Genomic DNA, 24299 nt, shown 5'->3' with positions numbered 1-24299 from the left:
CGCAGCGTTGAGGGGGTGTATCAGGAAATCTGGGGCGCGCTGATTGCCTACAACCTCGTGCGATTGGAGATTGCCAAGGCCGCGCTTGCGGTGAAGTGCGAGCCGACCGAGCTTAGCTTCGTGCGCGCCTTCCACGTCATCCAGTACGAATTGCACTGGGCCGCGATCACCCGTGCGCAGGGCAAACTCCCAGCCCTGCTGCAACGGCTGCGACTACGTCTGGTCGCGCAGCTCAAAGAAGAACGGCCCGCTCGAAAATTCGAGCGGGCCGTGAAGGCAGTGCCAAAACGCTATGCCGTCCGCGTCCTTAAAAAGAACCTTAACTGAACGGCATTAGCCCCGCGGGGCGCTTTTCCTTTTGCGGCGCGGGCCGCCCGCCGTCATAGCGGGGCGGCCGCGCGCGTCACTCGATCGACGCGTACACGGCTTCGCCGAGCGTGAACGAATCGCTGCGCGCGATCGGCCACCACTTGTCGTACAGCGAGAAGCCGCAGGTCCGGCCGTCGAGCAGCGCACCGGGTTTCAGGTACTTCAGCAGTTGCGACATCAGCCGTACTTCGTGCGGCGCGACCCGCTGCACGATGTGATGCGCGCGCAGCTCGGACGGATGCGCGAGGCCGGCCGCCTGCACCAGTTCCTGCAGCGCATGCAGCGTATTGCGGTGGAAGTTGTACACGCGCTCGGCCTTGTCGGGCACGACGAGCGCGCGCTGGCGCACCGGGTCCTGCGTCGCGACGCCGGTCGGGCAGCGGTCGGTGTGGCAGTGCTGCGCCTGGATGCAGCCGACGGCGAACATGAAGCCGCGCGCCGAGTTCACCCAGTCCGCGCCGATCGCGAGCGTGCGCGCGATGTCGAACGCGGTGATGATCTTGCCGCTCGCGCCGAGCTTCACGCGATCGCGCACGCCGATTCCGACGAGTGTGTTATGCACGAGCAGCAGCCCTTCCTGCAGCGGCACGCCGACGTGGTCGGTGAATTCGAGCGGCGCCGCGCCGGTGCCGCCTTCCGCGCCGTCGACGACGATGAAGTCGGGCACGATGCCCGTCTCGAGCATCGCTTTCGCGATCCCGAAGAATTCCCACGGATGGCCGATGCACAGCTTGAAGCCGGTCGGCTTGCCGCCGGACAGCGTGCGCAACCGCTCGACGAATTCGAGCAGCCCGCGTGGCGTCGAGAATTCCGAGTGCGTCGCGGGCGAGATGCAGTCCTTGCCCATCGGCACGCCGCGCGTCTCGGCGATTTCCGGCGTGATCTTCGCGGCCGGCAGCACGCCGCCGTGGCCGGGCTTCGCGCCCTGCGACAGCTTCACCTCGATCATCTTGACCTGCGGATCGGCGGCCTGCTTCGCGAATTTGTCGGGGTTGAACGTGCCGTCGTCGTTGCGGCAGCCGAAGTAGCCTGACGCGATTTCCCAGATGATGTCGCCGCCGTGCTCGCGGTGGTACTTCGACAGCGAGCCCTCGCCGGTATCGTGCGCGAACCCGCCTTTTTTCGCGCCGAGGTTCAGCGAGCGGATCGCGTTCGCGGACAGCGAGCCGAAGCTCATCGCCGAGATGTTGAAGATCGAAATGTCGTACGGTTGCGCGCGAGTCGCGCCGACGCGGATGCGGAAATCGTGGTTCGGCAGCTTCGTCGGCGCGAGCGAATGGCTGATCCATTCGTGCGCGACGGCCTTCACGTTCAGCTCGGTGCCGTACGGGCGGTTGTCGGCGACGTTCTTCGCGCGCTGGTAGACGAGGCTGCGCTGCGCGCGCGAGAACGGCTTCTCGTCGGTGTCGTCCTCGACGAAGTACTGGCGGATTTCAGGTCGGATGAATTCGAACAGGAAGCGGAAGTGGCCCCACAGCGGGTAGTTCCGCAGGATCGCATGGCGGTCCTGGTTCAGGTCGTACAGGCCGAGCGCGACGAGGGCGATCGGGATGACGATCCACAGCCAGGAAAGCACGTGGATCGACGCGAGCGCGGCTGCTGCAACGAGCAACAGCACGGCGCCCCACATCGCGAGGTAGCGTCTTGAAAGCATGGGGACTCCGTAAGAATCTTGAAATACCGCCATGCGTACGCTGCGAAGGCGGCGCGCCGGCCGCGGCGCAATCGTGTTGCCCCGGGCGCGGCGTGCCGCAAGTCTAAACCGAATGGATGTCAGCGTGCTTCGGCGAGCACCGGCGCCTGGCCGGCCGCCTCGGCCCGACCGGGCTGGCCGGTGGCCGCGGATTCGATGATGCCGCCGCCGAGGCAGATTTCGCCGTCGTACAGCACGGCCGACTGGCCGGGCGTGACGGCCCACTGCGCGTCGTCGAACGCGAGCGAGAAGCGCGCTTCGCCTGTCGCGGCCCCGCTGAACGTGCACGCCGCGTCGGCCTGCCGGTAGCGCGTCTTCGCGCCGCACGCGAAGCCTTCGGCCGGCGGCTCGCCGGCGACCCAGCTCACGTTGCCGGCGACGAGCTCGCGCGACAGCAGCCACGGATGATCGTGGCCCTGCACGACGTACAGCGTGTTCGACGCGATGTCCTTCGCGGCGACGAACCACGGTTCGCCGCTGCCGCTCTTGCTGCCGCCGAGGCCGATGCCCTTGCGCTGGCCGAACGTGTAGAACGCGAGGCCGATGTGTTCGCCGACCACCTTGCCGTCGGGCGTCTTCATCGGGCCGGGTTTCGTCGGCAGATAGCGGTTCAGGAAATCGCGGAACGGCCGTTCGCCGATGAAGCAGATGCCGGTCGAATCCTTCTTCTTCGCATTCGGCAGCCCGATCTGCGCGGCGATCTCGCGCACCTTCGTCTTCGGGATCTCGCCGAGCGGGAACATCGTCTTCGACAACTGCGCCTGGTTCAGCCGGTGCAGGAAGTACGACTGGTCTTTCGTATGATCGAAGGCCTTCAGCAGTTCGAAACGCCCGTCGCGCTCGCGCACGCGCGCATAGTGGCCGGTCGCGATCATGTCCGCGTCGAGCGACATCGCGTGGTCGAGGAACGCCTTGAACTTGATCTCGGCGTTGCACAGCACGTCGGGGTTCGGCGTGCGGCCGGCCGAGTATTCGCGCAGGAACTCGGCGAACACGCGGTCCTTGTATTCCGCGGCGAAGTTGACGGCTTCCACGTCGATGCCGATCAGGTCGGCCACCGACACGACGTCGATCCAGTCCTGGCGCGTCGAGCAGTACTCGCCGTCGTCGTCGTCTTCCCAGTTCTTCATGAACAGGCCGACCACGTCGTAGCCCTGTTCCTTCAGCAGCCACGCGGTCACCGACGAATCGACGCCGCCCGACATGCCCACCACTACACGACGCTTGCTCATTTGCTGACCGCCTGACGTTCGAATGCCTCGGGGCGCGGGGCGACCGAATGCGTGTGCACGAAATCGAGCGGAACGCGCCGCCCGGCGAGATAGTCGTCGACGCAGCGCATCACCGCGGGCGAACGATGGCGTTCGCCGCATGCGCGCAGTTCGTCGGCCGTCATCCACAGCGTGCGGACGATGCCGTCGTCGAGCACGTGGCCCGCGACCGGTTCGCCGGCCGTGCCGCAGAACGTGAAGCGCAGGTAGGTCGCGCCGGCGCTGCCGGGGCGCTCGTAGTGCGCGAGATAGACGCCGACGAGCGCGTCGGGCGTAAACGGGTGCGCGGTTTCCTCGAGCGTTTCGCGGATCACGGCGTCGGCCAGCGTTTCGCCGGCCTCGAGATGACCGGCCGGCTGATTGATGCGCAGGCCCGTCGAGGTTTCTTCCTCGATCACGAGAAAGCGGCCGGCACGCTCGACGAGCGCGGCGACCGTCACATGCGGGGTCCAGATTTCGGGTTTCATGGTTCGGCATTTTACCGGTTGCGCCCGAACGCTGCCGGCCGTTCCGTTAGACGAATCCGACCCTCTCGAAGCGGCCGTGCCGGCGATACGTGACGGCGCGGGCCAAGCGCGTGTCGCATTCGCGCACGGTCGTGCGCAAAGTGCTGGCGGGGCCATCGCTTTCGGTTAAAGTGCAGCGTGAAAGCCGTTGCTCGTGAGCCGGTAAGTCAGCCTGTCCGGCTCGTTGTGCAGTAAAGATCGCAAGAAAAGAAATACTGACAATGACTGGAGGAACTGACGATGCATATTGGAGTGCCTGCTGAAACGCGGGCCAACGAGGCGCGTGTGGCCGCGACGCCGGAAACCGTGAAGAAATACGCGGCGGCCGGCCATCGGGTCAGTATCGCGAAAGGGGCCGGCAGCGCAGCCAGCTATCCCGACGAAGCCTATGCGGCCGCCGGCGCGGAATTGACCGACCAGTCGGCCGCTTTTGACGCCGACATCGTGCTGAAGGTCCAGGCGCCCACCGACACCGAACTGCCGTTGCTCAAGCGCGGCACCGTGCTGGTCGGCATGCTCGAGCCGTTCAACGGCGAGCAGGCGGCGCAACTCGCGGCGGCCGGCGTGACCGGTTTCGCGCTCGAGGCCGCGCCGCGCACGACGCGCGCGCAGAGTCTCGACGTGCTGTCGTCGCAGGCGAACATCGCCGGCTACAAGGCCGTGCTGGTGGCCGCGTCGCTGTATCCGCGCTTCATGCCGATGCTGATGACGGCCGCGGGCACCGTGAAGGCGGCGCGCGTGCTGATTCTCGGCGCGGGCGTCGCGGGCCTGCAGGCGATCGCGACCGCGAAGCGGCTGGGCGCCGTGATCGAGGCGTCCGACGTGCGGCCGGCCGTGAAGGAGCAGATCGAGTCGCTCGGCGCGAAATTCCTCGACGTTCCGTTCGAAACCGACGAGGAGCGCGAAGCCGCGCAGGGCGTCGGCGGCTATGCGCGCCCGATGCCGCCGTCGTGGCTCGGCCGCCAGGCCGCGCTCGTGCACGAGCGCGCGAAGCAGGCCGACATCGTGATCACCACGGCGCTGATTCCCGGGCGCCCGGCGCCGACGCTGATCTCGGTCGACACCGCGCAGTCGATGAAGCCCGGCTCGGTGCTCGTCGATCTCGCGGCCGGCCGCGGCCCGGAAATCGACGGCCGCAGGGGCGGCAACTGCCCGCTGACCGTCGCCGACCAGGTGATCGTGCACCACGGCGTGACGATCGCCGGCTACACGAACCTCGCATCGATGGTCGCATCGGACGCATCGGCGCTGTACGCGCGCAACCTGCTCGACTTCATGAAGCTGATCGTCACGAAGGAAGGCACGCTGAACATCGACCTGACCGACGACATCGTCGCCGCGACGCTGCTGTGCCGCGACGGCGAAGTCACGCGCAAATAACGGAGGAGACCATGGAAGTCATCAATCACACGGTGATCAACGTGATCATCTTCGTGCTGGCGGTGTACGTCGGCTACCACGTCGTCTGGAACGTCACACCCGCGCTGCATACGCCGCTGATGGCGGTGACCAACGCGATCTCGGCGATCGTGATCGTCGGCGCGATGCTCGCGGCGGCGCTGACCGTCGGCGCGACCGGCAAGTTGTTCGGCACGCTCGCGGTCGCGCTCGCGGCCGTCAACGTGTTCGGCGGCTTCCTCGTGACGAGGCGCATGCTCGAGATGTTCCGCAAGAAGGAGCCCAAGCGCGTCGAGGGCGGCAAGGAGGGCGCGCGATGAGCATGAACGTCGTTACGCTGCTGTACCTCGTCGCGTCGGTGTGCTTCATCCAGGCGCTGAAGGGGCTGTCGAACCCGAAGAGCGCGCGGCGCGGCAACCTGTTCGGGATGGTCGGGATGGCCATCGCGATCCTCACGACGGTCGCGCTGATCGTCAAGCAGGCCGCGTGGCTCGGCGCGAACCTGCCGCTCGGCCTCGCGCTCGTGCTCGGCGCGCTGATCGTCGGCGGGGGCGTCGGGGCAGTCGTCGCCGCGCGCGTCGAGATGACGAAGATGCCGGAGCTCGTCGCGGCGATGCACTCGCTGATCGGTCTCGCGGCCGTGTGCATCGCGTATGCGGTGGTGTCGGAGCCGGAGGCGTTCGGGCTCGTGCCGCAGGATGCGGTGTCGTCGAGCTTCATCCCGTACGGCAACCGCGTCGAGCTGTTCATCGGTACGTTCGTCGGCGCGATCACGTTCTCCGGTTCGGTGATCGCGTTCGGCAAGCTGTCGGGCAAGTACAAGTTCCGGCTGTTCCAGGGCGCGCCGGTCGTGTACGCGGGCCAGCACCTGATCAACCTGATGCTCGCGATCGCGATGCTCGGCTTCGGCATCCTGTTCTTCATCACGCAGGCGTGGCTGCCGTTCATCATCATGACGGCGATCGCGTTCGTGCTCGGCGTGCTGATCATCATCCCGATCGGCGGCGCGGACATGCCGGTGGTCGTGTCGATGCTGAACTCGTACTCGGGCTGGGCGGCGGCCGGCATCGGCTTCTCGCTGAACAACGCGATGCTGATCATCGCCGGGTCGCTGGTCGGCTCGTCGGGCGCGATCCTGTCGTACATCATGTGCCACGCGATGAACCGCTCGTTCTTCAACGTGATCCTCGGCGGGTTCGGCGGAGAAGCCGCGGCCGGCGGTGCGGCGGGCGCGCAGGAGCAGCGGCCGGTGAAGTCGGGCTCGGCCGACGACGCGGCGTTCATGCTCGGCAACGCGGAATCGGTCGTGATCGTGCCGGGTTACGGGCTCGCCGTCGCGCGCGCGCAGCACGCGCTGAAGGAGCTGACCGACAAGCTGGTCGAGAAGGGCATCGACGTGAAGTACGCGATCCATCCGGTCGCCGGGCGGATGCCTGGGCACATGAACGTGCTGCTCGCTGAAGCGGAAGTGCCGTACGAGATCGTGCACGAGATGGAGGACATCAACGGCGAATTCGGTCAGGTGGACGTGGTGCTCGTACTCGGCGCGAACGACGTCGTGAACCCGGCCGCGAAGAACGACCCGAAATCGCCGATCGCGGGGATGCCGATCATCGAGGCGTACAAGGCGCGCACGGTGATCGTCAACAAGCGCTCGATGGCGGCCGGCTATGCGGGCCTCGACAACGACCTGTTCTACATGGACAAGACGATGATGGTGTTCGGCGATGCGAAGAAGGTCATCGAGGACATGGTGAAGGCCGTCGAGTAATGCATGCTCCGGCGACGCGGCACCCGCTTCGATGCACGGGCGCCGCGCCCCGGACAAGCCCGGCCGGCGCAAGCCGGCCGGGCTTTTTTCATGGTGCGACGAGGCGCGCGACGCAGGCGGCGACCGTATCGCGTACGCGCACGATCGCCGGATCGCGCTGCGTGCTCGTGCGCCAGCCGATTTCGACCGGATAGCGCGGCAGCTCCACCGGGCACGCGAGCGCGCGCAGCGCGGTCGATTGCGCGATCGCGCGCGCCGCATGCGCGGGAATCGTCGCCACCGCGTCCGAGCCGGCGAGCAGGTACGGCAGCGCGGCGAAATGCGTGGTCGATGCCGCGACGCGCCGCTTGTGGCCGAGCGCGGCCAACGCCTCGTCGACGATCCCGATCACGCCGCCCGACGACACGAGCAGGTGGTCGCGCCGCAGGAACTCGGCGAGCGTCAGCGTGCGCGGCGACCGCGCGCGGCCGGCCGGGTCGATCAGGCACGCATAGCCGCCGGTGGCGACCGCGCGCCGGCTGAGCCCGTTCGCCGAGAATCCGCCCGACGCGATCGCGAGATCGACGCCGTGCCGCAAGAGCGCGTCGCCGGCGATGCCGCTGTGGGTCTGCCGGAAGATCAGCCGGATGCCGGCCGCTTCGCGCGCGACCGCCTCGATCAGCGCGCGGCCGAGCGCGATCTCGAAATCGTCGGACAGCCCGATCGAGATCGTGCGGCCGACGCGCTCGCCGCCGTCGGCCGCGATCGCGAGGCTTTCGCGGCAGCGGTCGAGCGCATCGGACAGGATCGGCTTCAGTTCGTCCGCGCGCGGCGTCGGCGCGAGCCCGCGGCCGGTGCGCACGAACAGCGGATCGGCGTAGATCGTGCGCAGCCGTCCGAGCGCCGCGCTGACCGCCGACTGCGTGAGGTCGAGCCGCAGCGCCGCGCGGCTCGCGCCGCCTTCCTCGTACAGTGCCTCGAACACCTTCAGCAGGTTCAGGTCGAGCCCGGCGATATCATCCGCATTCATGACACATATCGTTCCATCGATTTGATCGATGACATCTTATCGATAAAGATGGCGACACCCCACTCACCGGAGACGCCTTCATGTCCACGTCAGTCATCGCCGCGCTGCAGATCGGCGCATCGCCCGCCGGCACGCGCGCCACGCTCGACACGATCCTCGGCTACGAAACCGCGATCCGCGACAGCGGCGCGTCGCTGGTCGTGCTGCCCGAGGCCGTGCTCGGCGGCTATCCGAAAGGCGAGATCTTCGGCACGCGGCTCGGCTACCGGCTGCCCGAGGGCCGCGACGCGTATGCGCGCTACGCGGCGCAGGCGATCGACGTGCCGGGCCCGGAAACCGACGAACTGGCCGCGCTGTCGCAGCGCACGGGCGCGAGCCTCGTGGTCGGCGCGATCGAGCGCGGCGGCAGCACGCTGTACTGCACGGCGCTGTTCTTCGATCCGCGCGACGGGCTCGTCGCGAAGCACCGCAAGCTGATGCCGACCGGCACCGAGCGGCTGATCTGGGGGCAGGGCGACGGCTCGACGCTGCCCGTCATCGAGACGGCCGCGGGCCGCGCGGGCGCCGCGATCTGCTGGGAGAACCACATGCCGCTGCTGCGTTGCGCGATGTACGCGAAAGGCGTGCAGATCTGGTGCGCGCCGACCGTCGACGAGCGCGACCTGTGGCAAAGCTCGATGCGGCACATCGCGCACGAAGGGCGCTGCTTCGTCGTGAGCGCGTGCCAGGTGCAGCCGTCGCCGCGCGCGCTCGGCATCGACGTGCCGGGCTGGGACCCCGAGCGGCCGCTGATCCGCGGCGGCAGCGTGATCGTCGGGCCGCTCGGCGACCTGCTGACCGAGCCGCTGATCGGCGAGGCCGGGCTCGTGACCGCCCGTATCGACACCGACGAGCTCGTGCGGGCGCGCTACGACTTCGACGTCGTCGGCCACTACGCGCGTGCGGACGTGTTTTCGCTGCACGTCGACGAGCGGCCGAAGCGACCGGTGGTGTTCGGCGGGTAACGGAAGCAGGGCCGGGCGCCATACGGCGCCCGGGAAATGAAGGGCGGCGGCGCGCGCCCGCCGCCGCGCCGCGTCAGCGCATCGGCGCTTCCGCGATGCGCATGTAGTCGGCGATGCGCCGGCCTTCCATGTCCGGAAACTGCTCGTGCACGGTGATGTCGCCCATGCGCGCGATGTCGAAGGTGCGGAAATCGCCGCGCAGCTCGCACCACGCGCCGATCGTCCAGCGCCCGCCCCAGTAGACGAGCCCGAGCGGCCAGACGCGCCGCTGCGAATGCGCGCCGAGCCGGTCGCGATAGGCGAAGCCGACGATGTGGCGCGTGTCGATCGCCTGGTGGATCGCGTCCACCTTCGCGCAAAACGTCTCGTCGATGTGGAACGACGGCGCGAACACGGGCAGGCGGTCGAGCGCCGTGCGCTTGTCGGCCGGCATCGCCGATGCGATCTTCGCGAGCGCCGAGCGTGCGCCGCTCGCGAAGCGCGCGCCGCCCCAGGTCTCGAGCATGCGCGCGCCGGTGGCGAGCGCGGCCAGCTCCTCGGCCGTGAACGTGAGCGGCGGCAGGCTCGCGTTGCGGTTCAGCCGGTAGCCGATGCCGGCTTCGCCTTCGATCGGCACCCCCGACAGTTGCAGGTCGCGCACGTCGCGATAGACCGTGCGCGGCGACACCGACAGCCAGTCGGCCAGTTGCTGCGCGGTCGTGAGACGACGCCCGCGCAACAGCTCGGCGATCTGGAACAGGCGGTCGGCACGGCGGGTCATGACAGCACCTCGATTCCTCTGGCGGCGGGGACTTTGCGATGATAGCGCCGCGCCGGCCCGCTGAGCGCCGCACTCAGTGGCATTTCGGCGCGTGCAGGCCGACGCGGTTGCCTTCCGTGTCGATCAGGTAGCCGACGTAGCCGTAGTTGTTCGGCAGCTCGACGACCGAGCCCTGCACGACGCCGCCCGCGCGCTTCGCGCGTTCGAGCGCGGCGACGACCGATTCGCCGGCGTTCAGGTAGACGAGCACGCCGTTCGCGCTCGGCTTGATCTGCTGCGGATCGAACACGATGCTGCCGCCCGTGCTCGACGCGTCGCGATCGAACATCGCCATCGGCACGCCGCCGATGACCGCGCGCTGCATCGTGGTTTGCAGCACGGTTTCGTAGAAGCGGATCGCACGGTCGAAATCGAGGGACGGAATGTCGAACCACGCGATCGCGCGCTCCAGGGTTGCAGTGGCGGTTGCTGACGTCATGACGAGCTCCTTGTTGCGTTGTTTGCGTTGTTATGCGGATTCGGTGGAAACCAGCCTGCATTGCGCCGGGATTGCAGTGTGATCGCCGGCTGCTGACACCGTATTGTCAGTAGAGTTGTCACCCTTGACATGCAACCATTTGGTTGCATAATAGGCGCATCGACCCGGGAGCGGCATGGATCTCGTTTTCAAGGCGCTGGCCGATGCCACGCGCCGTCAGTTGCTCGACCTGCTGCATGCGAAAAGCGGCCAGACGCTGTCCGAGCTGTGCGACGGGCTCGCGATGAGCCGGCAGGCCGTGAGCAAGCATCTCGCGCTGCTCGAGGCCGCGAATCTCGTCGCGACGACGCGGCGCGGCCGGGAGAAGCTGCATTACCTGAATCCGGTGCCGATCCACGACATCGCGGAACGCTGGATCGGCAAGTTCGAGCGTCAGCGCCTGCAGGCGCTGGCGGATCTGAAGCGCGGGCTGGAAGCGCCGCGCGACACAGGAGATGACGATGGGTAATCCCGCCTTCGTGTACGTGACCTTCATCGCGGCCACGCCCGAGCGCGTGTTCGACGCGCTGACCAACGCCGAGCTGACGAAGGACTACTGGGTGCGGCATCGCAACGCGTCGCCCGACTGGCGGCCGGGCTCGCGCTGGGAACATCAGGACTACGACGACCCGTCGCGGGTCGACATCGTCGGCGAAGTGGTCGAGAACGATCCGCCGCGCCGGCTGGTCGTCACGTGGCGCACGCCGTCTGGCGACGGCGAGGAATCGCGCGTGACCTATCTGGTCGAGCCTCACGAGGGTGTCGTGAAGCTGACCGTCACGCACGACGGGCTGGTGGCCGGTTCGGAGATGGACCGCGGGATTCGCGGCGGCTGGCCGGTCGTGCTGTCGAGCCTGAAGTCGCTGCTCGAGACGGGGCATGCGCTGCCGTTCACGATGGCGCGCTGGTCGCAGTCGAAGCACTGAGCGGCGGCCGAAAAGCACAGGGGCCGCGATGGCGGCCCCTTGACACGTCGTTGCTTGCGGACGCGGACGGATGGCTTACGCGTCGTCGCCTTCCGACGCGGCCGGGCGCGCCTTCACGCTGCCGGCGATCAGGTCGAAGCGGAACAGCCGGCATTCGAGCGCGCCGTTGAACAGCGGCGTCTTGGCCGATTCGCGCAGCCGAAGCTGGCCCGGCAGCGAACGGTCGGACGTCAGCAGGAACGCCTGCCAGCCCGTGAAGCGCTGCTTCAGCGCATCGCCGAGCGCGTTGAAGAACTCGCTGTCCGGCGCGTCGGTGTGCGTGCGGCGGAATGCGTCGTCGTTGCCGCGGTTGCGGCCGGTTTCGCGCACCTCGCCGCGCGCGCCGCGGCCGCGCACTTCGATCCGCTCGCCGTACGGCGGGTTCGCGAGGAGGATGCCCGGCCCGTCGCACGGCGGCGTCATCCCGCGCGCGTCGACCTGCTTGAGCCACACCGACGGCACGCCCGCGCGCTCGAGGTTCGCGCGCGCCTTCTCGAGCATGTCGCCGGAGATGTCGCTGCCGTACACGCCGAGCGCTTCGCCGCGCTTGGCCCGCGCCGCGCGCTTCGCGTCGAGCGCCGGGACCTTCAGCCCCTGCCACGCGGTGATGTCGTACTGCTTGAGCTTTTCGAAGCCGAACCGGCGCTCGACGCCGGGCGCCACGCCGAGCGCGATCTGCGCGGCTTCCGCGAGGAACGTGCCGCTGCCGCACATCGGGTCGTACAGCGCGGTGCCGGGCGTCCAGCCCGTCAGGCGCAGGATGCCGGCCGCGAGGTTCTCGCGCAGCGGCGCCGCGCCCTTGTCGAGACGCCAGCCGCGCTTGAACAGCGGCTCGCCCGACGTGTCGAGGTACAGCGTGCACTCGCCCGCCGTCAGGAACGCGAACACGCGCACGTCCGGCGCGCCGGTGTCGATGCTCGGGCGCGCGCCGGTCTTCTCGCGCATCCGGTCGCAGATCGCGTCCTTCACGCGCAACGTCGCGAATTCGAGGCTCTTCAGCGGCGACTTGATCGCGGTGATGTCGACGCGCAGCGTCTGCGTGGCCGCGAACCAGCGCTCCCACGGCTGCTCGAGCGCGAGCGCGTAGACGTCCTGCTCGTTGCGGTACGCGCGGTGCGCGATCTTCAGCAGGATCCGGCTCGCGATCCGCGAATGGAGGTTCGCGGCCATGCCGGCGGCCCAGCCGCCGCCGAAATGGACGCCGCCCGGCACCTGCGCGCCCGCGGTGAACGGCGCGCCGTTCAGGTGGCGGCCGGCGATTTCGGCCAGCTCGGCGGCAAGCGCCGCTTCGAGGCCGCGCGGGCAGGGGGCGAAAAATTCGAACAGGGTGGGCGAGGACATAAGGCGGGTGAGGACGTGCAAAAGTCCACTATTGTACGCGGCGCGGGCGACCGGGGCCGGCGTTTCGGCGCGGCGGCGCCGGCGTGACCGGCGCGCGCGCGTGCCGGGACGGCGACGCGCGGGGGCGCCGCCGCCTTGCAGATCAGTGCGCGCCCGGCTGGCCGGCGCGTGCGGCGGGGTTGCCTGCCGGCCAGAACAGCGCGAGCGGATGCGCCAGCACCGTGCGGACGATCGCCGCGACGAGCGCGCGCACCTTGGTCGGGCGCAGGCTGCGCGAGCGCACGGCCATCGTGAACGCGAGCGCGAAGCTCACGAGCACGTTGAGGATCGCCATGCTGAGCACGCCGGCGCCGGCCCACCACAGCTCGGGCGTACCGAGCGCATCCTTGCCCAGCACGCCGAGCGCGACCCCGATCGAGCCGGCCGACAGCGTCACGTGCCGCACCTCGAACGGGAACATGAACACGGTGACGATCGCCGGGACGAGGCCGAGCATCAGGCCGAGGCCGACGTTCGCGACCACGCCGGCGACGTTCGAGCGGCAGAAGTGCGCGAGCTTCGCGGCGCCGGCCGCGCCGAGCGTCAGGCGCAGCCGGCGGTTGTACGTGAGCGCGTCGCCGACCCGGTGCAGCACGAACCAGTTGTCGGCCCAGCCGGCGAGCAGGCTCGACGCCCACAGCAGCACGCCGGTGAGCGCCGCGTAGAACGGCGTCGGGCCCAGCAGCGAGAACGAATGCAGCGTCGCGTGCGCCTTCTCCGGCGAGATCACGTTCGTGTGCAGCACGTTGCCCGCGAACAGCTGCACGAGCAGGCACACGGGCAGCACGACCAGCACGTTGCCGGAAATCGCGGCCGCCTGCGTGCGGATCAGCGCGATCACCGACGCGACGAACGCCTTCACGCCTTCCTCGTGGCCGGTGTCGTCGAGTTCGCGCGCGAGCGTCGGCGCGGTCATCGCGGGCTGCTTGGTCGCGAGCGTGAAGTGCAGGAAGTGCATCAGCATGAAGCTGGCCGCGTAGTTGATGCCCGCGAGCAGCCCTTCGAGCATCGACTGCAGGTGCGCGCCCGTGATCGCGAACTTCACGCACACGGTCGCGACGGTGACGAGGCCGCCGCCTGCGGCCATCCGCAGCATCTTCAGGTACTCGGCGCGGCCGCGCGAGATGTAGTGCTCGCCGGTGTCCGCGTTGGTCTCGACGAGCTTGCGCGCGAACAGCGAGAAGTTGCTGCGCACGAGGTGCGCGACGCTCTGGCTGTTCTGGTTCGCGTCGACGAGCTCGGCGGTCAGGTGCGCCATTCCGTGCAGGTCGTCGCGTGCCATCCACGCGTTGAGCAGCGTTTCCGCGCGCAGGATGCGCATGCGCATCCGCTCGACCTGGAACACGATGTCGACCGACACGCCGTTGCGGTACAGGTGCGCGAATACGTCGTCGACGGCGATCCGGCATTCGTCGAGCAGCACGCGCAGGTAGTTCACCTCGTGCAGCAGCTTGCTCGGGTCGCCGCCGTCCTCGACGGCCGCATGCGCGGTCTCGACCGCGAGCATGGCGCGCGTGAGGCGGTAGAACGGCTGCGATTCGAGCGGCTTGCGCGCGTCGTCGTCGGACAGCCGGCTGCGCACGGTCTGCGACAGGCCGGTCGAGCTGATCTGGCAGGTCAGGTTGTGCAGCGCGGCCAGCAGGTCGCGCGAGAACGAGCCGGGCTCGTGGCGCTCTTCTTCGGTGACGTCGAACGAGATCAGCTCGGCGAGGCGCGCGAGCAGGTCGTCGGGCAACGCGTCGATCCATTTCGCGTCGTCGGGCGTTGGGAACATCAGCGTGAACAGCGCCGACAGCTCGCGGCGGTTCGGCGCGGGCGGGATCAGCGATGAATCGATCCGCTCGAACAGCGCGCCGAAGAAGCCCGAATGCACGGGCATGCCGGCGTCGCACAGCAGCGAGATGCCGTCGCACTCGCGCAGGATGCCGCGCAGGATGCGCGCGGCGTGCGACTTCCACGCGGGATTGCGATCGAGCACGTGGAACAGGTAGCGCAGCCGCGCATGGGCCGGATACGCGCGCGTGTCGGCGTCGCGCTCGGGCTGCGCGTCCTGCACCGTGCCGTTGCGGCGCAGCCAGTGCGCGAGCTCGATCAGCCATTCGCTGCGCTCGGCGTACGACGCGTCGGCATCGGCGTGCGCGAGCAGCGCATCGAGCTGGTGACCGGCATTGCGCGACGCGCGCCACTTCTTGATCAGGGTCGTCAGGGAACGAAACATAAACGGAATAGCGAAAGCCCGGGACGGGCGGGTTCGGGATGCCGGCCGGGGAAACGGCGCGGCGCCGGTGAGAACGGGTGAGACGGGGCCGGTGCCGGACGGGGCGCGGCGACCCGAGGTGCGGCTGCCCCGCCGCGGTGCACGCGATTCGCGGGCGGCGCCGGCAGGCACCGCGGTCGGGCCGAATGCGGCCCGGCGCCGCTGGGCTCGCGCGCACGACGAGCGGCGCGAGCCTGAAAGTGCGTAGGATCGTCAATCGGGCCGGAAAACGCAAGCCGACCGCGTTGCATGGCGCGGGTTCCGGCGGCTTTGACAAAGAATGTAAAGGGGCGGCCGGCCGATGAGGGCGGTGCGCGCGTGCAGCCGGCGGCGGCTGGCGTGCGCGGGTGGCCGCGCCGCGCCATTCGACCGCGCGCACGCGAACGCCGTGTCGAACGGTCGCCCGCGTGCGCCGTGCGCGTTCGCTTATGCGCCCGACTTGCCCGTCGCGCCGGCGTCGCCGCCGGCCGCCGGGTTGGCCGGGCACGGCACGACCGGCGCGGCGGCCGTCTTGCCGCCGGCAGCGGGCGCGGCCGCCGCGCCGCGGCGGGCGGCCATCGCGCGCACGCCGGCCGCGGCCTGCGTGGCGATCGCGTCGAGCGCGCGCCGGTGGCCGGCGACGAGCGCGTCGTAGCCGTCGGCGACCGGTTCCGCGACGCTCGTGCGGCAGGTCATCACGGCCTGCGTGGCGAGCGAGCGCACGCTCCACACGGCGTCGACCGCGGCGCGCTTGCCTGGCCACGACTCGAAGCGCTGCACGTTCACGCTGATGCGGTACACCGGCACGCCGGGCGGGTACGCGGAATTCGCGACGTCGATCGTGCCGAGCTGCGCGGCGAGATCGTCCGACAGCGCGCGGCGGATCTCGTCGGCGGGCGGCGACGCCCAGCGTTCCTGCTCGAGCACGTCGACCTGCGCGGCGTTCTTCTGCACGACCAGCTGATTCTTCGCGACCTGCTCGGGGACACCGACCGACGGCACCTCGATCAGGAACGCCGGGTTGGCCGGCGCGGTGCGCAGCGGCGCCGCGGCGTCGGCCGGGCTCAACGTGTAGAACCGCGCGGGCGGCGAGCTGCATGCGGCGAGCGCGAGTGCGGCGAAGGCCGCCGCCGCGCCGCTCGCAAAACCGTTCACGCGTGTCGTCATGGTTTATCTCCTGGCTTGCCCTTGAGCAGCGATTCGGGGTGGCGCTCCAGATAGTCGGCGAGCGCGTTCAGCGATTGCAGCGTGCGCGTGAGCTCCTTCAGCGCGCCGCGCACGTCGGACTGCAGCGGCGAATCCTGCTGCAGCGTCGCCTCGGCGGTCGAGAAGGTCTGCTTCGCGGCCGACAGCGTGTCGCGCGCCTCCGGCGCGACCTGCGTGTCGAGCTGCTTGAACAGCTTGTCGGCGTTCGCGAGCGCGCTGTTCAGGTTCGCGCCGATCTGGTCGAACGGCACCTTGTCGAGCTTCTTCGCGATGTCGGCGACCTGCAGCTGCAGCTCGTCGAGCGTGTTCGGCACGGTCGGCAGCTCGAACGGCAGATGGCTCGTGTCGATCTTCACGGCCGGCGCCTTCGGGAAGAAGTCGAGCGCGACGTACAGCTGGCTCGTCAGCAGGTTGCCGGTGCGCAACTGGCCGCGCAGTCCGTGCTGGACGAGCCGCTCGACGATCTCGCGGCGCGCCGGTTCGCCCTTGCTCTCGATCGTCTCGCGGAAGCGGCGGCCGAGGCGTTCCGGATACACGTTGATCGTTACCGGCATCAGGAAGTTCTTCGTCTTCGGATCGAAGTCGATGCCGATGTTCGTCACTTCGCCGAGCACGATGCCGCGGAAGTCGACCGGCGCGCCGACGGCGAGCCCGCGCAGCGACTGGTTGAAGTTCATCACGACCTGCAGCGGCTGGCCGTCCGGGTCGCGCATCGCGTCGCCCTCGTCGGAGCCGAGGCGGAACGTCGTGTTGTTCGGCGCGGTCGCGCCGGTGCCCTGGTTCGGCGGCGTCTGGAACGCGATGCCGCCGAGGATCACCGTCGCGAGCGACTGCGTGTTCAGCTTCAGGCCGCTCGAATCGAGCCGCAGGTCGACGCCGCTCGCCTGCCACCAGCGCGTGTTCATCCCGACGTACTGGTCGTACGGCGCATTGACGAACACGTTGAACGTGACGCCCGTGCCGTCCTTGTCGAGCGAGAAGCCGACCACCTGGCCGACCTGCACGCGGCGGTAGTAGACCGGCGAGCCGATGTCGACCGAGCCGAGCGAATCGCCGCGCAGCACGTATTGCGTGCCTTTCTGGTCGCCGGTGACGGCGGGCGGCGTCTCGAGGCCGGTGAAGTCGGTCTGCGTGTCCTGCCCGTGGCCCGCATCGACGCCGATGTACGCGCCCGACAGCAGCGTGCCGAGCCCCGACACGCCGGTCGCGCCGACGCGCGGCCGTACGATCCAGAAGCGCGAGCCCTTGACCGCGAAGTCCTCGGCTTCCTTCTTGAGCTGCACCTCGACCAGCACGCGCGACAGGTCCTTCGACAGCTTGATCGTCTTGACCGTGCCGATCTCGACGTCCTTGTACTTGACCTGGGTCTTGCCCGGTTCGAGCCCTTCGGCGCTGTGGAAGCTGATCGTGATTTCCGGGCCGCGCTCGCGCACGGACTTGATCACGAGGCCGATGCCGATCAGCGCGGCGATCAGCGGCACGAGCCAGACGAGCGACGGCAGCCAGCCGCTTTTCGTCGAGATCGCCGGATCGGGCGGCCGGGGCGCGTCGTGCTGCGGGCCTTGTGGACTATTCATGGTGATTCCCTGAGGTTTCGACTGGATCCCAGATCAGGCGGGGATCGAACTGCATCGACGCGAGCATCGTCAGGATCACGACCGAGCCGAACGCGAGTGCGCCGGGGCCGGCCGTGATGACGGCGAGCGAACGGAAGTGGACGAGCGCGACGGTCAGCGTCACGACGAAGATGTCGAGCATCGACCAGCGGCCGATGCGCTCGACGATCCGGTAGAGGCGCGTGCGCTGCAGCGGCCGCCACGCGGCGCGGCGCTGCGCGCTGGTGACGAGGATCGTCAGCACGCCGAGCTTGAGCATCGGCACGAGAATGCTGGCGACGAACACGACCACGGCGAGCGGCCAGTCGCCCGACGTCCAGAAATAGATGACGCCGCTCATGATCGTGTCTTGCTGCGACCCCACGATCGACGACGTCCGCATGATCGGCAGCAGGTTCGCCGGAATGTAGAGGATGGCGGCCGCGAGCAGCAGTGCCCACGTGCGCATGATGCTGTTCGGCGTGCGCACGTGCAGCGCGCTGCCGCAGCGCGGGCAATGCGCGTGCGGCCGGTCGATCGTCTGCACGAGCCCGCACGCGTGGCAGCTGACGTAGCCCGCGCGGGCGGCGGTCGGCGTGGGGCTCGTCATCGGCGGGGCGCGTCCGGCAGCGGCGCGGCGGCGTCGGGCCGCGCCGGCGCGCGGCCGGCGCGCAGGTCGTCGGCGATGTCCCACAGCGTGCGCGGGTCGAACATCAGCACGACGGCGGTCATCAGCGTGAGCGCGCCGAACGCGAACAGCGCCGCGTCGGGCACGACGCGCGCGAGGCTCACCATCTTCACGATCGTGACCAGGATGCCGAGCATGAACACCTCGATCATCCCCCACGGCCGCACGAGCTGGATCGTGCGCAGCACGAGGTTGAGGCCGGGCGGCACGACGCCGCGCCGGATCGGCAGCAGCACGTAAAGCAGCGCGGCCATCTCGACGAGCGGGAACAGCACGGTCGAGCAGAACACCATCACGCCGACGATCTCCATGTCCTGATGCCACAGCGCGTCGATCGCGCCGATCAGCGTCGTCTGCACGCGCGTGCCGTTCAGGTCCATTTCGAGGATCGGGAACGCCTGCGCGATGATGAACGTGACGAGCGCGGCGACCGCGAGCGCGCTGATGCGCTCGATCTGCGTGGTGCTGTTGCGATAGAGCAGCGCGTCGCAGCGCGGACAGCGCGCGATTTCGCGGCCGCTCAGGCGCGGTTTATGCAACAGTGCGTCGCATTCGTGGCAGGCAATCAGGTCGTATCGTTGCATGGAAAAGGCGGTGTTGCGACGGTTGGGGCAACGCGTCGACGGGGCCGGAACCCGCGCCAATCTTACCAAAAGGGCTTTTTCGATGGGTCAAGGACCGTGCGTTTCGTGACCGCTCGGTAACATGACGGGAAACCGTCAGCCGGCTGGCGCGCCTGTCCTCAGAGTCCGCGCACGTCAAAAGGTTGCGGTAGCATGGCGCCCTTGACATGCGTCGGACGAATTTACCGGCGCGGCCGTTCGCTGAACTGAGGATCCAAGATGGCATCGAAATCGCCGCCGGCCACGCCGGCACGCTACGCGCATACCGCGATCGCCCTGCACTGGCTGATCGCGCTGCTGATCGTCTGCGGCTTCGCGCTCGGCTGGGTGATGACGGACATCCCCGGCTTCACGCCGACCAAGCTGAAATACTTCTCGTGGCACAAGTGGATCGGCGTGACGGTGTTCGCGCTGGCCGTGGTCCGTGTGCTGTGGCGTGCGACCCACGTGCCGCCGCCGCTGCCGGGCGACACGCCGGCATGGCAGCGCGCGGCGTCGCACGGCGTGCACATGCTGCTGTACGTGCTGATGATCGCGATTCCCGCGACGGGCTACCTGTACAGCTCGGCGTCGAACATCCCGGTCGTCTATCTCGGCATCGTGCCGCTGCCGCGCCTGATCGACCCCGATCCGGCGCTCAAGGAAACCTTCAAGACGCTGCACGTCTCTTTGAATTACATTCTGCTTGCGCTCGTCGCGATGCACGTGCTCGCGGCGCTCAAGCACCAGCTGTTGGATCGCGACGGCCTGCTGTCGCGCATGCTTCCCTTTGCCAAATGAAGGATCCCATGAAAGTGTCTTTCTCCCGCTCCATGCTGACCGCGCTCGCCGCGGCGGTGCTCGTCGCGTCGGGCGCGGCGCATGCCGACGTCGATCTCGCGAAGAGCAAGGTGTCCGCCGTGTCGAAGCAGATGAACGTGCCGACCGAAGGCGCGTTCAAGAAGTTTTCCGCGCAGGTGAAGTTCGACCCGGCGAAAGCCGCGCAGGGCACCGCGCAAATGACGATCGACGTCGCGAGCTTCGACCTCGGCGACAAGATGTACAACGACCAGGTCGCCGGCAAGGACTGGTTCGACGCGAAGACCTATCCGCAGGCGACGTTCGTGTCGTCGGCGATCGCGCCGGCCGGCGGCAACAAGTACAACGTGACCGGCAAGCTGACGATCAAGGGCAAGGCCGAGACCGTCACGGTGCCCGTCACGGTCGCGCAAAACGGCGCGACGCAGACGTTCGACGGTGTGCTGCCGATCAAGCGTTCGACCTTCAACGTCGGCACCGGCGAGTGGAAGGACACGTCGATCGTCGCGGACGAAGTGCAGATCAAGTTCCATCTCGTCGCCACGAAGTAAGCGGCAGGTTGCCGCGTCAACTGAATGCCGCGCGAGGGCGCGGCGCCGTTCCTAGGAGAAAAAGTTTGAAAAAGCATCTGATCATCGCCGCAGGCGCGCTGGCCGCTTCGCTGTCGTTCTCGGCCTTCGCCGAAAGCGCAACCTACCAGTTCGACCCGAGCCACACGTACCCGAGCTTCGAGGCCGACCACTTCGGCGGCCTGTCGGTCTGGCGCGGCAAGTTCGACAAGTCGAGCGGCACCGTGACGCTCGACCGCGCGGCGAAGACCGGCACGGTCGACGTGACGACCGACATCGCGTCGATCCACACGGGCAGCGCGAAGCTCGACGAGCACCTGCAGACGGCCGAGTTCTTCGACGTGGCGAAGTTCCCGCAGGCGAACTACAAGGGCACGATCAAGTTCGACGGCGACAAGCCGGTGTCGGTGGTCGGCAACCTGACGCTGCATGGCGTCACGAAGCCGCTCACGCTGAAGATCGATTCGTTCAAGTGCATGCCGCACCCGATGCTCAAGCGTGAAGTGTGCGGCGTCGACGCGGTCGGCGAATTCAGCCGCGACGATTTCGGCCTCGACTACGGCAAGCAGTACGGCTTCAAGATGAAGACGAAGCTGCTGATCACGGCCGAAGCGGTCAAGCAGCAGTAAGGCTTCCCGACAGGGCCGGCCATCGTGCCGGCGCCCGCGGGCCGACCGCCGCGCTACCGTTACCGGGGCGCGGCGGTTTTTTTTGCGCGCCTATAATCGCCCGAGCGCCGCATGGCCACATGCGGCGCCGGGCAGGCCGACGGCGCGACGGCGGCCGCCTCGAACAGAACGTACAACGACAAGGAGATCGCCCGATGCACGCCGTCACGCAGTCCAGCTCCATTGCCTCGTCGCCGCGCGTCTGGCGCGCGGTGGTCGCCGCGTCGATCGGCAACGCGCTCGAGTGGTTCGATCTCGTCGTCTACGGCTTTTTCGCGGTGACGATCTCGAAGCTGTTCTTCCCGGCCGGCAACGACACGGTGTCGCTGCTGCTTACGCTCGGCACGTTCGGCGTGTCGTTCTTCATGCGGCCGCTCGGCGCGATCGTGCTCGGCGCGTATGCCGACCGCGCGGGCCGCAAGGCCGCGCTCACGCTGTCGATCCTGCTGATGATGGCCGGCACGCTGATCATCGCGGTGCTGCCGACCTACGAGACGATCGGCGTCGCCGCGCCGGTGATCCTCGTCGCCGCGCGGCTGATGCAGGGCTTCTCGGCCGGCGGCGAATTCGGCAGCGCAACCGCGTTCCTCGCCGAGCACGTGCCGGGCCGGCGCGGCTTCTTCGCGAGCTGGCAGGTCGCGAGCCAGGGGCTCACGACGCTGCTCGCCGCGGGCTTCGGCACCGTGCTGAACGCGCAGCTCACGGCCGCGCAGATGGCGTCGTGGGGCTGGCGCGTGCCGTTCTTCTTCGGGCTGCTGCTCGGGCCGGTCGCGTACTACATCCGCACCAAGGTCGACGAGACGCCCGAATTCCTCGCGGCCGAAGGCACCGCGAGCCCGCTGCGCGACACGTTCGCGTCGCACAAGGCGCGCCTCGTCGCGGCGATGGGCGTGGTCGTGCTCGGCACCGTCGCAACCTACCTCGTGCTGTTCATGCCGACCTACGGCGTGAAGCAGCTCGGCCTCGCGCCGTCCGCCGCATTTGCCGCGATTCTCGTGGTCGGCGTGATCCAGATGGCGTTCGCGCCGCTCGTCGGCCACTGGTCGGATCGCTACGGCCGCGTGCGCGTGATGATCGCGCCGGCCGTCGGCATTCTCGTGCTGATCTATCCGGCGTTCGCGTATCTCGTCGCGCATCCGGGCTTCGGCACGCTGATCGCGCTGCAGGTGCTGCTCGCGTTCCTGATGACCGGCTACTTCGCGGCGCTGCCGGGGCTGTTGTCCGAGGTGTTTCCGGTGCAGACGCGCACGACCGGGATGTCGCTCGCGTACAACGTCGCGGTGACGATCTTCGGCGGCTTCGGGCCGTTCATCATCGCGTGGCTGATCCGCGAGACCGGGATGAAGACCGCGCCGAGCTTCTACCTGATGTTCGCGGCCGTGCTGAGCCTCGCGGCGCTGGTCGTGCTGCGGCGGCGGTTCGGGTTTCGCTGAAAAGGGGCGGGCGGCGCTTCAGTTGCCGCCGCGCTCGCATACCGGCTGCGCGGGCATCAGTTGCGCCGGCGCGGCGACGGTCTGCACCGGGCGGCCGGCGAGGGCATTGAGCGCCTGCCGGAGCTGCCAGTCGGCGGCCGTGCCGAACGCGCGCTGCGGCAGCGCCGCGCTTCTCGTCGTATCGACCTTCGCGCGCATGCGCGCGTCGCGCAGCTTCTGCCGCGCCTTGCGCACCTGCGCGAACGGGTCGGGCGCCTGCCGGTCCGCATACGGCGCGCGGGCGAGATCGACCTCCCGGTACCACAGCAGCACGCCGTCGACGTCCGAATCGCGGCGCGGCGGCACGAGCCAGTCCGGCACGACGCCGTAGCCGTCCATCGGGCAGCCGTTCGGCCGCAGATTGCGCGCGAACGTGAAATTCAGGCGTGTGCCGTCGATCAGGTCGACGCCCGTCTGCGCGAGCCCTTTTCCGTAGGTCGGCATGCCGAGCAGGGTCGCGCGGCCGAGATCCTTCAGCGCGGCCGCGGTCGCTTCCGCGGCCGACGCGCTCTGGCCGTCGACGAGCACGACGAGCGGCACCGTGCGCCACCAGTCGTCGGCCTGCAGCGGCGCGAGCGGATCCCGCCCGTGCATGACGGGCAGTTCGTAGTCGGGCCAGTTGGTCGAGTAGCGGCGGCGGTGCGCGCCGTCGCGCTCGACCGTCACCATCGCGGTGCGGTCGCGTCCCGCGAACAGCGCGGTGATGCCGATCGCGGCATTGAGCGCGCCGCCGCCGTTGATACGCAGGTCGAGGATCATCTGCTTCACCGGCGGGCCCGCGCGGCGTGCCGCTTGCACCGCGTCGATATAGTCGCCGACCGCCGGCTCCGGAAAGCTCGACAGCCGCGTGTACAGGATGTCGCCGTCCAGCCGCTTCGCGGTTGCCGGATGCGGCTTGACGATCGCGCGCACGGGCGCGAAGGTCAGCACCGCATGCTTCGGGCCGCGCTGCACCGCGAGCTTCAGCGGCACGCCCGCGTCGCCCTTCGCGAGTTTCATCAGCTCGCTGCCGTCGATGCCGACCACGCTCCTGTCGTTCATCGCGACGACGAGATCGTCGGGCCGCACGCCGGCCCGTTCCGCCGGCGCGTCGGGAATCACGTCGATGATGTGCAGCCCGTCGGGTCGCGTCTCGAACACGATCCCGATGCCCGGCGTGCCGTCGCGTGCGCGCCGTTCGTCGTCGCGCCGTTCCTGTTCTTCCTTCGCGTTGAAGAAGCGCGCGTACGGCAGCGTCTTGATGCCTTCGTGGGTCGCCGCGTCGAGCAGCGCGCCGATGTCGACGTCGGTGAGGTGCTGTTTCTTCAGCACTTCGACGGCCGCTTTCAGTTCGCAGAGCTGCCGCTCCCAGTCGGACGGGCACGGCGATGGCGGTTGGGCGGCGGGCACCGAAGCGGCGGAGGCGGCAGGCAGCGAAGCGGCGGGGGGCGCGGATGCCGGTTGCGCACCGGCGAGCGGCGCATACGGGCACGCGGCCGCGACGGCTGCGCAGACGGCGAGGCGACGAACGACACGCATGGGAGGCATCATCGGGACCGCACGTTCGGACGGGTGACGAGGGGGGGCTTGCCCGGCCGTCGCGCGGCCGGCATGCCGGGGGCCGGGCGGTGACGATTGTAGCCGACGCCCGCGGCGCCACGCGTCGGGCCGCTTGCGTGCCGCATGGCGGCCGTGCGGACATAAAAAAAGGTTCATCGCAGGAAACCGTGGAGGGTTTGAGAGCAATTGCGTAACCTGACGCCTGACTTTAAGGACGTCAGGAGAGGCAATTGCTCGATCGCAAGGCACTTCAGGCACTGGG

General features: G+C 68.8%; 23 protein-coding genes and 1 pseudogene. 11 read left to right on the top strand and 13 right to left on the bottom strand.

Annotation, left to right across the window (positions count from 1 at the left end; genetic code table 11):
- A pseudogene (locus tag HWX62_RS32640) lies at nucleotides 1-327 on the top strand (DDE transposase); the annotation flags it as partial.
- 76 nt (nucleotides 328-403) lie between these two features.
- Here the strand turns inward: HWX62_RS32640 and HWX62_RS32635 are convergent.
- The 3 genes from HWX62_RS32635 to HWX62_RS32625 all read right to left on the bottom strand — a co-directional run bounded on the left by HWX62_RS32635 (nucleotide 404) and on the right by HWX62_RS32625 (nucleotide 3800).
- Nucleotides 404-2023 (bottom strand): FMN-binding glutamate synthase family protein, encoded by a 1620-nt coding sequence (locus HWX62_RS32635; RefSeq protein ID WP_175933272.1) that lies wholly within the window; start codon nucleotides 2021-2023, stop codon nucleotides 404-406.
- 119 nt (nucleotides 2024-2142) lie between these two features.
- A complete protein-coding gene (gene mnmA / locus HWX62_RS32630; protein WP_175933271.1) occupies nucleotides 2143-3294 on the bottom strand; it encodes a tRNA 2-thiouridine(34) synthase MnmA in 1152 nt (383 codons plus the stop codon).
- Complete coding sequence (locus HWX62_RS32625; protein ID WP_175933270.1) at nucleotides 3291-3800, bottom strand: NUDIX hydrolase; 510 nt, start codon at nucleotides 3798-3800, stop codon at nucleotides 3291-3293. The genes mnmA and HWX62_RS32625 overlap by 4 nt, the downstream gene beginning before the upstream one ends.
- Nucleotides 3801-4079: 279 nt before the next feature.
- Between HWX62_RS32625 and HWX62_RS32620 the strand changes: the two genes are divergently transcribed.
- The 3 genes from HWX62_RS32620 to HWX62_RS32610 are packed head-to-tail and all read left to right on the top strand — an operon-like array spanning nucleotide 4080 to nucleotide 7008.
- Nucleotides 4080-5219, top strand: a complete 1140-nt coding sequence (locus tag HWX62_RS32620; RefSeq protein ID WP_175933269.1) for a Re/Si-specific NAD(P)(+) transhydrogenase subunit alpha — start codon at nucleotides 4080-4082, stop codon at nucleotides 5217-5219.
- An 11-nt stretch (nucleotides 5220-5230) separates the two neighbouring features.
- Entirely contained in the window at nucleotides 5231-5557 is a 327-nt protein-coding gene (locus HWX62_RS32615; RefSeq protein WP_175933268.1) for an NAD(P) transhydrogenase subunit alpha, read from the top strand.
- Nucleotides 5554-7008, top strand: coding sequence for an NAD(P)(+) transhydrogenase (Re/Si-specific) subunit beta (locus HWX62_RS32610; RefSeq protein ID WP_175933267.1), 1455 nt, complete (start codon nucleotides 5554-5556; stop codon nucleotides 7006-7008). Before HWX62_RS32615 ends, HWX62_RS32610 begins: the two co-directional genes overlap by 4 nt.
- 88 nt (nucleotides 7009-7096) lie before the next feature.
- Here HWX62_RS32610 and HWX62_RS32605 read toward each other — a convergent pair whose 3' ends face one another.
- Nucleotides 7097-8017: a LysR family transcriptional regulator gene (locus HWX62_RS32605; RefSeq protein WP_175933266.1), complete on the bottom strand. Its 921-nt coding sequence runs from the start codon at nucleotides 8015-8017 to the stop codon at nucleotides 7097-7099.
- Nucleotides 8018-8097: 80 nt separating this feature from the next.
- Here HWX62_RS32605 and HWX62_RS32600 point away from each other — a divergent pair, with 80 nt between their 5' ends.
- A complete protein-coding gene (locus HWX62_RS32600; protein WP_175933265.1) occupies nucleotides 8098-9021 on the top strand; it encodes a carbon-nitrogen hydrolase family protein in 924 nt (307 codons plus the stop codon).
- A gap of 73 nt (nucleotides 9022-9094) precedes the next feature.
- Here the strand turns inward: HWX62_RS32600 and HWX62_RS32595 are convergent, their stop codons facing one another.
- Both HWX62_RS32595 and HWX62_RS32590 read right to left on the bottom strand, forming a co-directional pair.
- Nucleotides 9095-9781, bottom strand: coding sequence for a YafY family protein (locus HWX62_RS32595; RefSeq protein ID WP_175933264.1), 687 nt, complete (start codon nucleotides 9779-9781; stop codon nucleotides 9095-9097).
- Between the two features lie 73 nt (nucleotides 9782-9854).
- Complete coding sequence (locus HWX62_RS32590; RefSeq protein ID WP_175933263.1) at nucleotides 9855-10259, bottom strand: VOC family protein; 405 nt, start codon at nucleotides 10257-10259, stop codon at nucleotides 9855-9857.
- Between the two features lie 175 nt (nucleotides 10260-10434).
- Between HWX62_RS32590 and HWX62_RS32585 the strand changes: the two genes are divergently transcribed.
- Nucleotides 10435-10767 carry a metalloregulator ArsR/SmtB family transcription factor gene (locus HWX62_RS32585; RefSeq protein ID WP_175933262.1) on the top strand — a complete coding sequence of 111 codons (333 nt, stop codon included), beginning with the start codon at nucleotides 10435-10437 and terminating at the stop codon, nucleotides 10765-10767.
- The gene (locus tag HWX62_RS32580) at nucleotides 10760-11224 is read left to right on the top strand and encodes an SRPBCC family protein (protein ID WP_175933261.1); all 465 of its coding nucleotides are present in this window, start codon (nucleotides 10760-10762) and stop codon (nucleotides 11222-11224) included. Before HWX62_RS32585 ends, HWX62_RS32580 begins: the two co-directional genes overlap by 8 nt.
- A gap of 75 nt (nucleotides 11225-11299) precedes the next feature.
- Here HWX62_RS32580 and HWX62_RS32575 read toward each other — a convergent pair whose 3' ends face one another.
- The 6 genes from HWX62_RS32575 to HWX62_RS32550 all read right to left on the bottom strand — a co-directional run bounded on the left by HWX62_RS32575 (nucleotide 11300) and on the right by HWX62_RS32550 (nucleotide 18952).
- Nucleotides 11300-12604 (bottom strand): class I SAM-dependent RNA methyltransferase, encoded by a 1305-nt coding sequence (locus tag HWX62_RS32575; RefSeq protein ID WP_175933260.1) that lies wholly within the window; start codon nucleotides 12602-12604, stop codon nucleotides 11300-11302.
- Between the two features lie 142 nt (nucleotides 12605-12746).
- Nucleotides 12747-14861 carry a site-specific recombinase gene (locus HWX62_RS32570; RefSeq protein ID WP_175933259.1) on the bottom strand — a complete coding sequence of 705 codons (2115 nt, stop codon included), beginning with the start codon at nucleotides 14859-14861 and terminating at the stop codon, nucleotides 12747-12749.
- A gap of 465 nt (nucleotides 14862-15326) precedes the next feature.
- Nucleotides 15327-16046: a PqiC family protein gene (locus HWX62_RS32565; protein WP_175933258.1), complete on the bottom strand. Its 720-nt coding sequence runs from the start codon at nucleotides 16044-16046 to the stop codon at nucleotides 15327-15329.
- Nucleotides 16043-17662, bottom strand: coding sequence for an MlaD family protein (locus HWX62_RS32560; protein ID WP_175933257.1), 1620 nt, complete (start codon nucleotides 17660-17662; stop codon nucleotides 16043-16045). The genes HWX62_RS32565 and HWX62_RS32560 overlap by 4 nt, the downstream gene beginning before the upstream one ends.
- A complete protein-coding gene (locus tag HWX62_RS32555; protein ID WP_175933256.1) occupies nucleotides 17655-18290 on the bottom strand; it encodes a paraquat-inducible protein A in 636 nt (211 codons plus the stop codon). Before HWX62_RS32555 ends, HWX62_RS32560 begins: the two co-directional genes overlap by 8 nt.
- On the bottom strand, nucleotides 18287-18952 hold the full coding sequence (locus tag HWX62_RS32550; protein ID WP_175933255.1) for a paraquat-inducible protein A: 666 nt from the start codon (nucleotides 18950-18952) through the stop codon (nucleotides 18287-18289). Before HWX62_RS32550 ends, HWX62_RS32555 begins: the two co-directional genes overlap by 4 nt.
- A 258-nt stretch (nucleotides 18953-19210) precedes the next feature.
- Here HWX62_RS32550 and HWX62_RS32545 point away from each other — a divergent pair, with 258 nt between their 5' ends.
- The 4 genes from HWX62_RS32545 (at nucleotide 19211) to HWX62_RS32530 (ending at nucleotide 22459) form a co-directional block, all read left to right on the top strand.
- Complete coding sequence (locus HWX62_RS32545; protein WP_175933254.1) at nucleotides 19211-19771, top strand: cytochrome b; 561 nt, start codon at nucleotides 19211-19213, stop codon at nucleotides 19769-19771.
- A gap of 8 nt (nucleotides 19772-19779) precedes the next feature.
- Complete coding sequence (locus HWX62_RS32540) at nucleotides 19780-20340, top strand: YceI family protein (protein ID WP_175933253.1); 561 nt, start codon at nucleotides 19780-19782, stop codon at nucleotides 20338-20340.
- A 65-nt stretch (nucleotides 20341-20405) separates the two neighbouring features.
- Nucleotides 20406-20987 carry a YceI family protein gene (locus HWX62_RS32535; protein WP_034187441.1) on the top strand — a complete coding sequence of 194 codons (582 nt, stop codon included), beginning with the start codon at nucleotides 20406-20408 and terminating at the stop codon, nucleotides 20985-20987.
- A gap of 194 nt (nucleotides 20988-21181) precedes the next feature.
- Entirely contained in the window at nucleotides 21182-22459 is a 1278-nt protein-coding gene (locus HWX62_RS32530) for an MFS transporter (protein ID WP_175933252.1), read from the top strand.
- An 18-nt stretch (nucleotides 22460-22477) separates the two neighbouring features.
- On the opposite strand, the gene HWX62_RS32525 is transcribed toward HWX62_RS32530, so the two are convergent.
- Nucleotides 22478-24016 carry a S41 family peptidase gene (locus tag HWX62_RS32525; RefSeq protein WP_244136139.1) on the bottom strand — a complete coding sequence of 513 codons (1539 nt, stop codon included), beginning with the start codon at nucleotides 24014-24016 and terminating at the stop codon, nucleotides 22478-22480.
- Nucleotides 24017-24299 lie beyond the last annotated feature (283 nt).

The organism is Burkholderia sp. BCC0506, assembly GCF_902833145.1.
In the GTDB taxonomy this organism is placed as follows: Bacteria; Pseudomonadota; Gammaproteobacteria; order Burkholderiales; family Burkholderiaceae; genus Burkholderia.
This window is presented reverse-complemented; position numbering and strand designations above follow the sequence as displayed.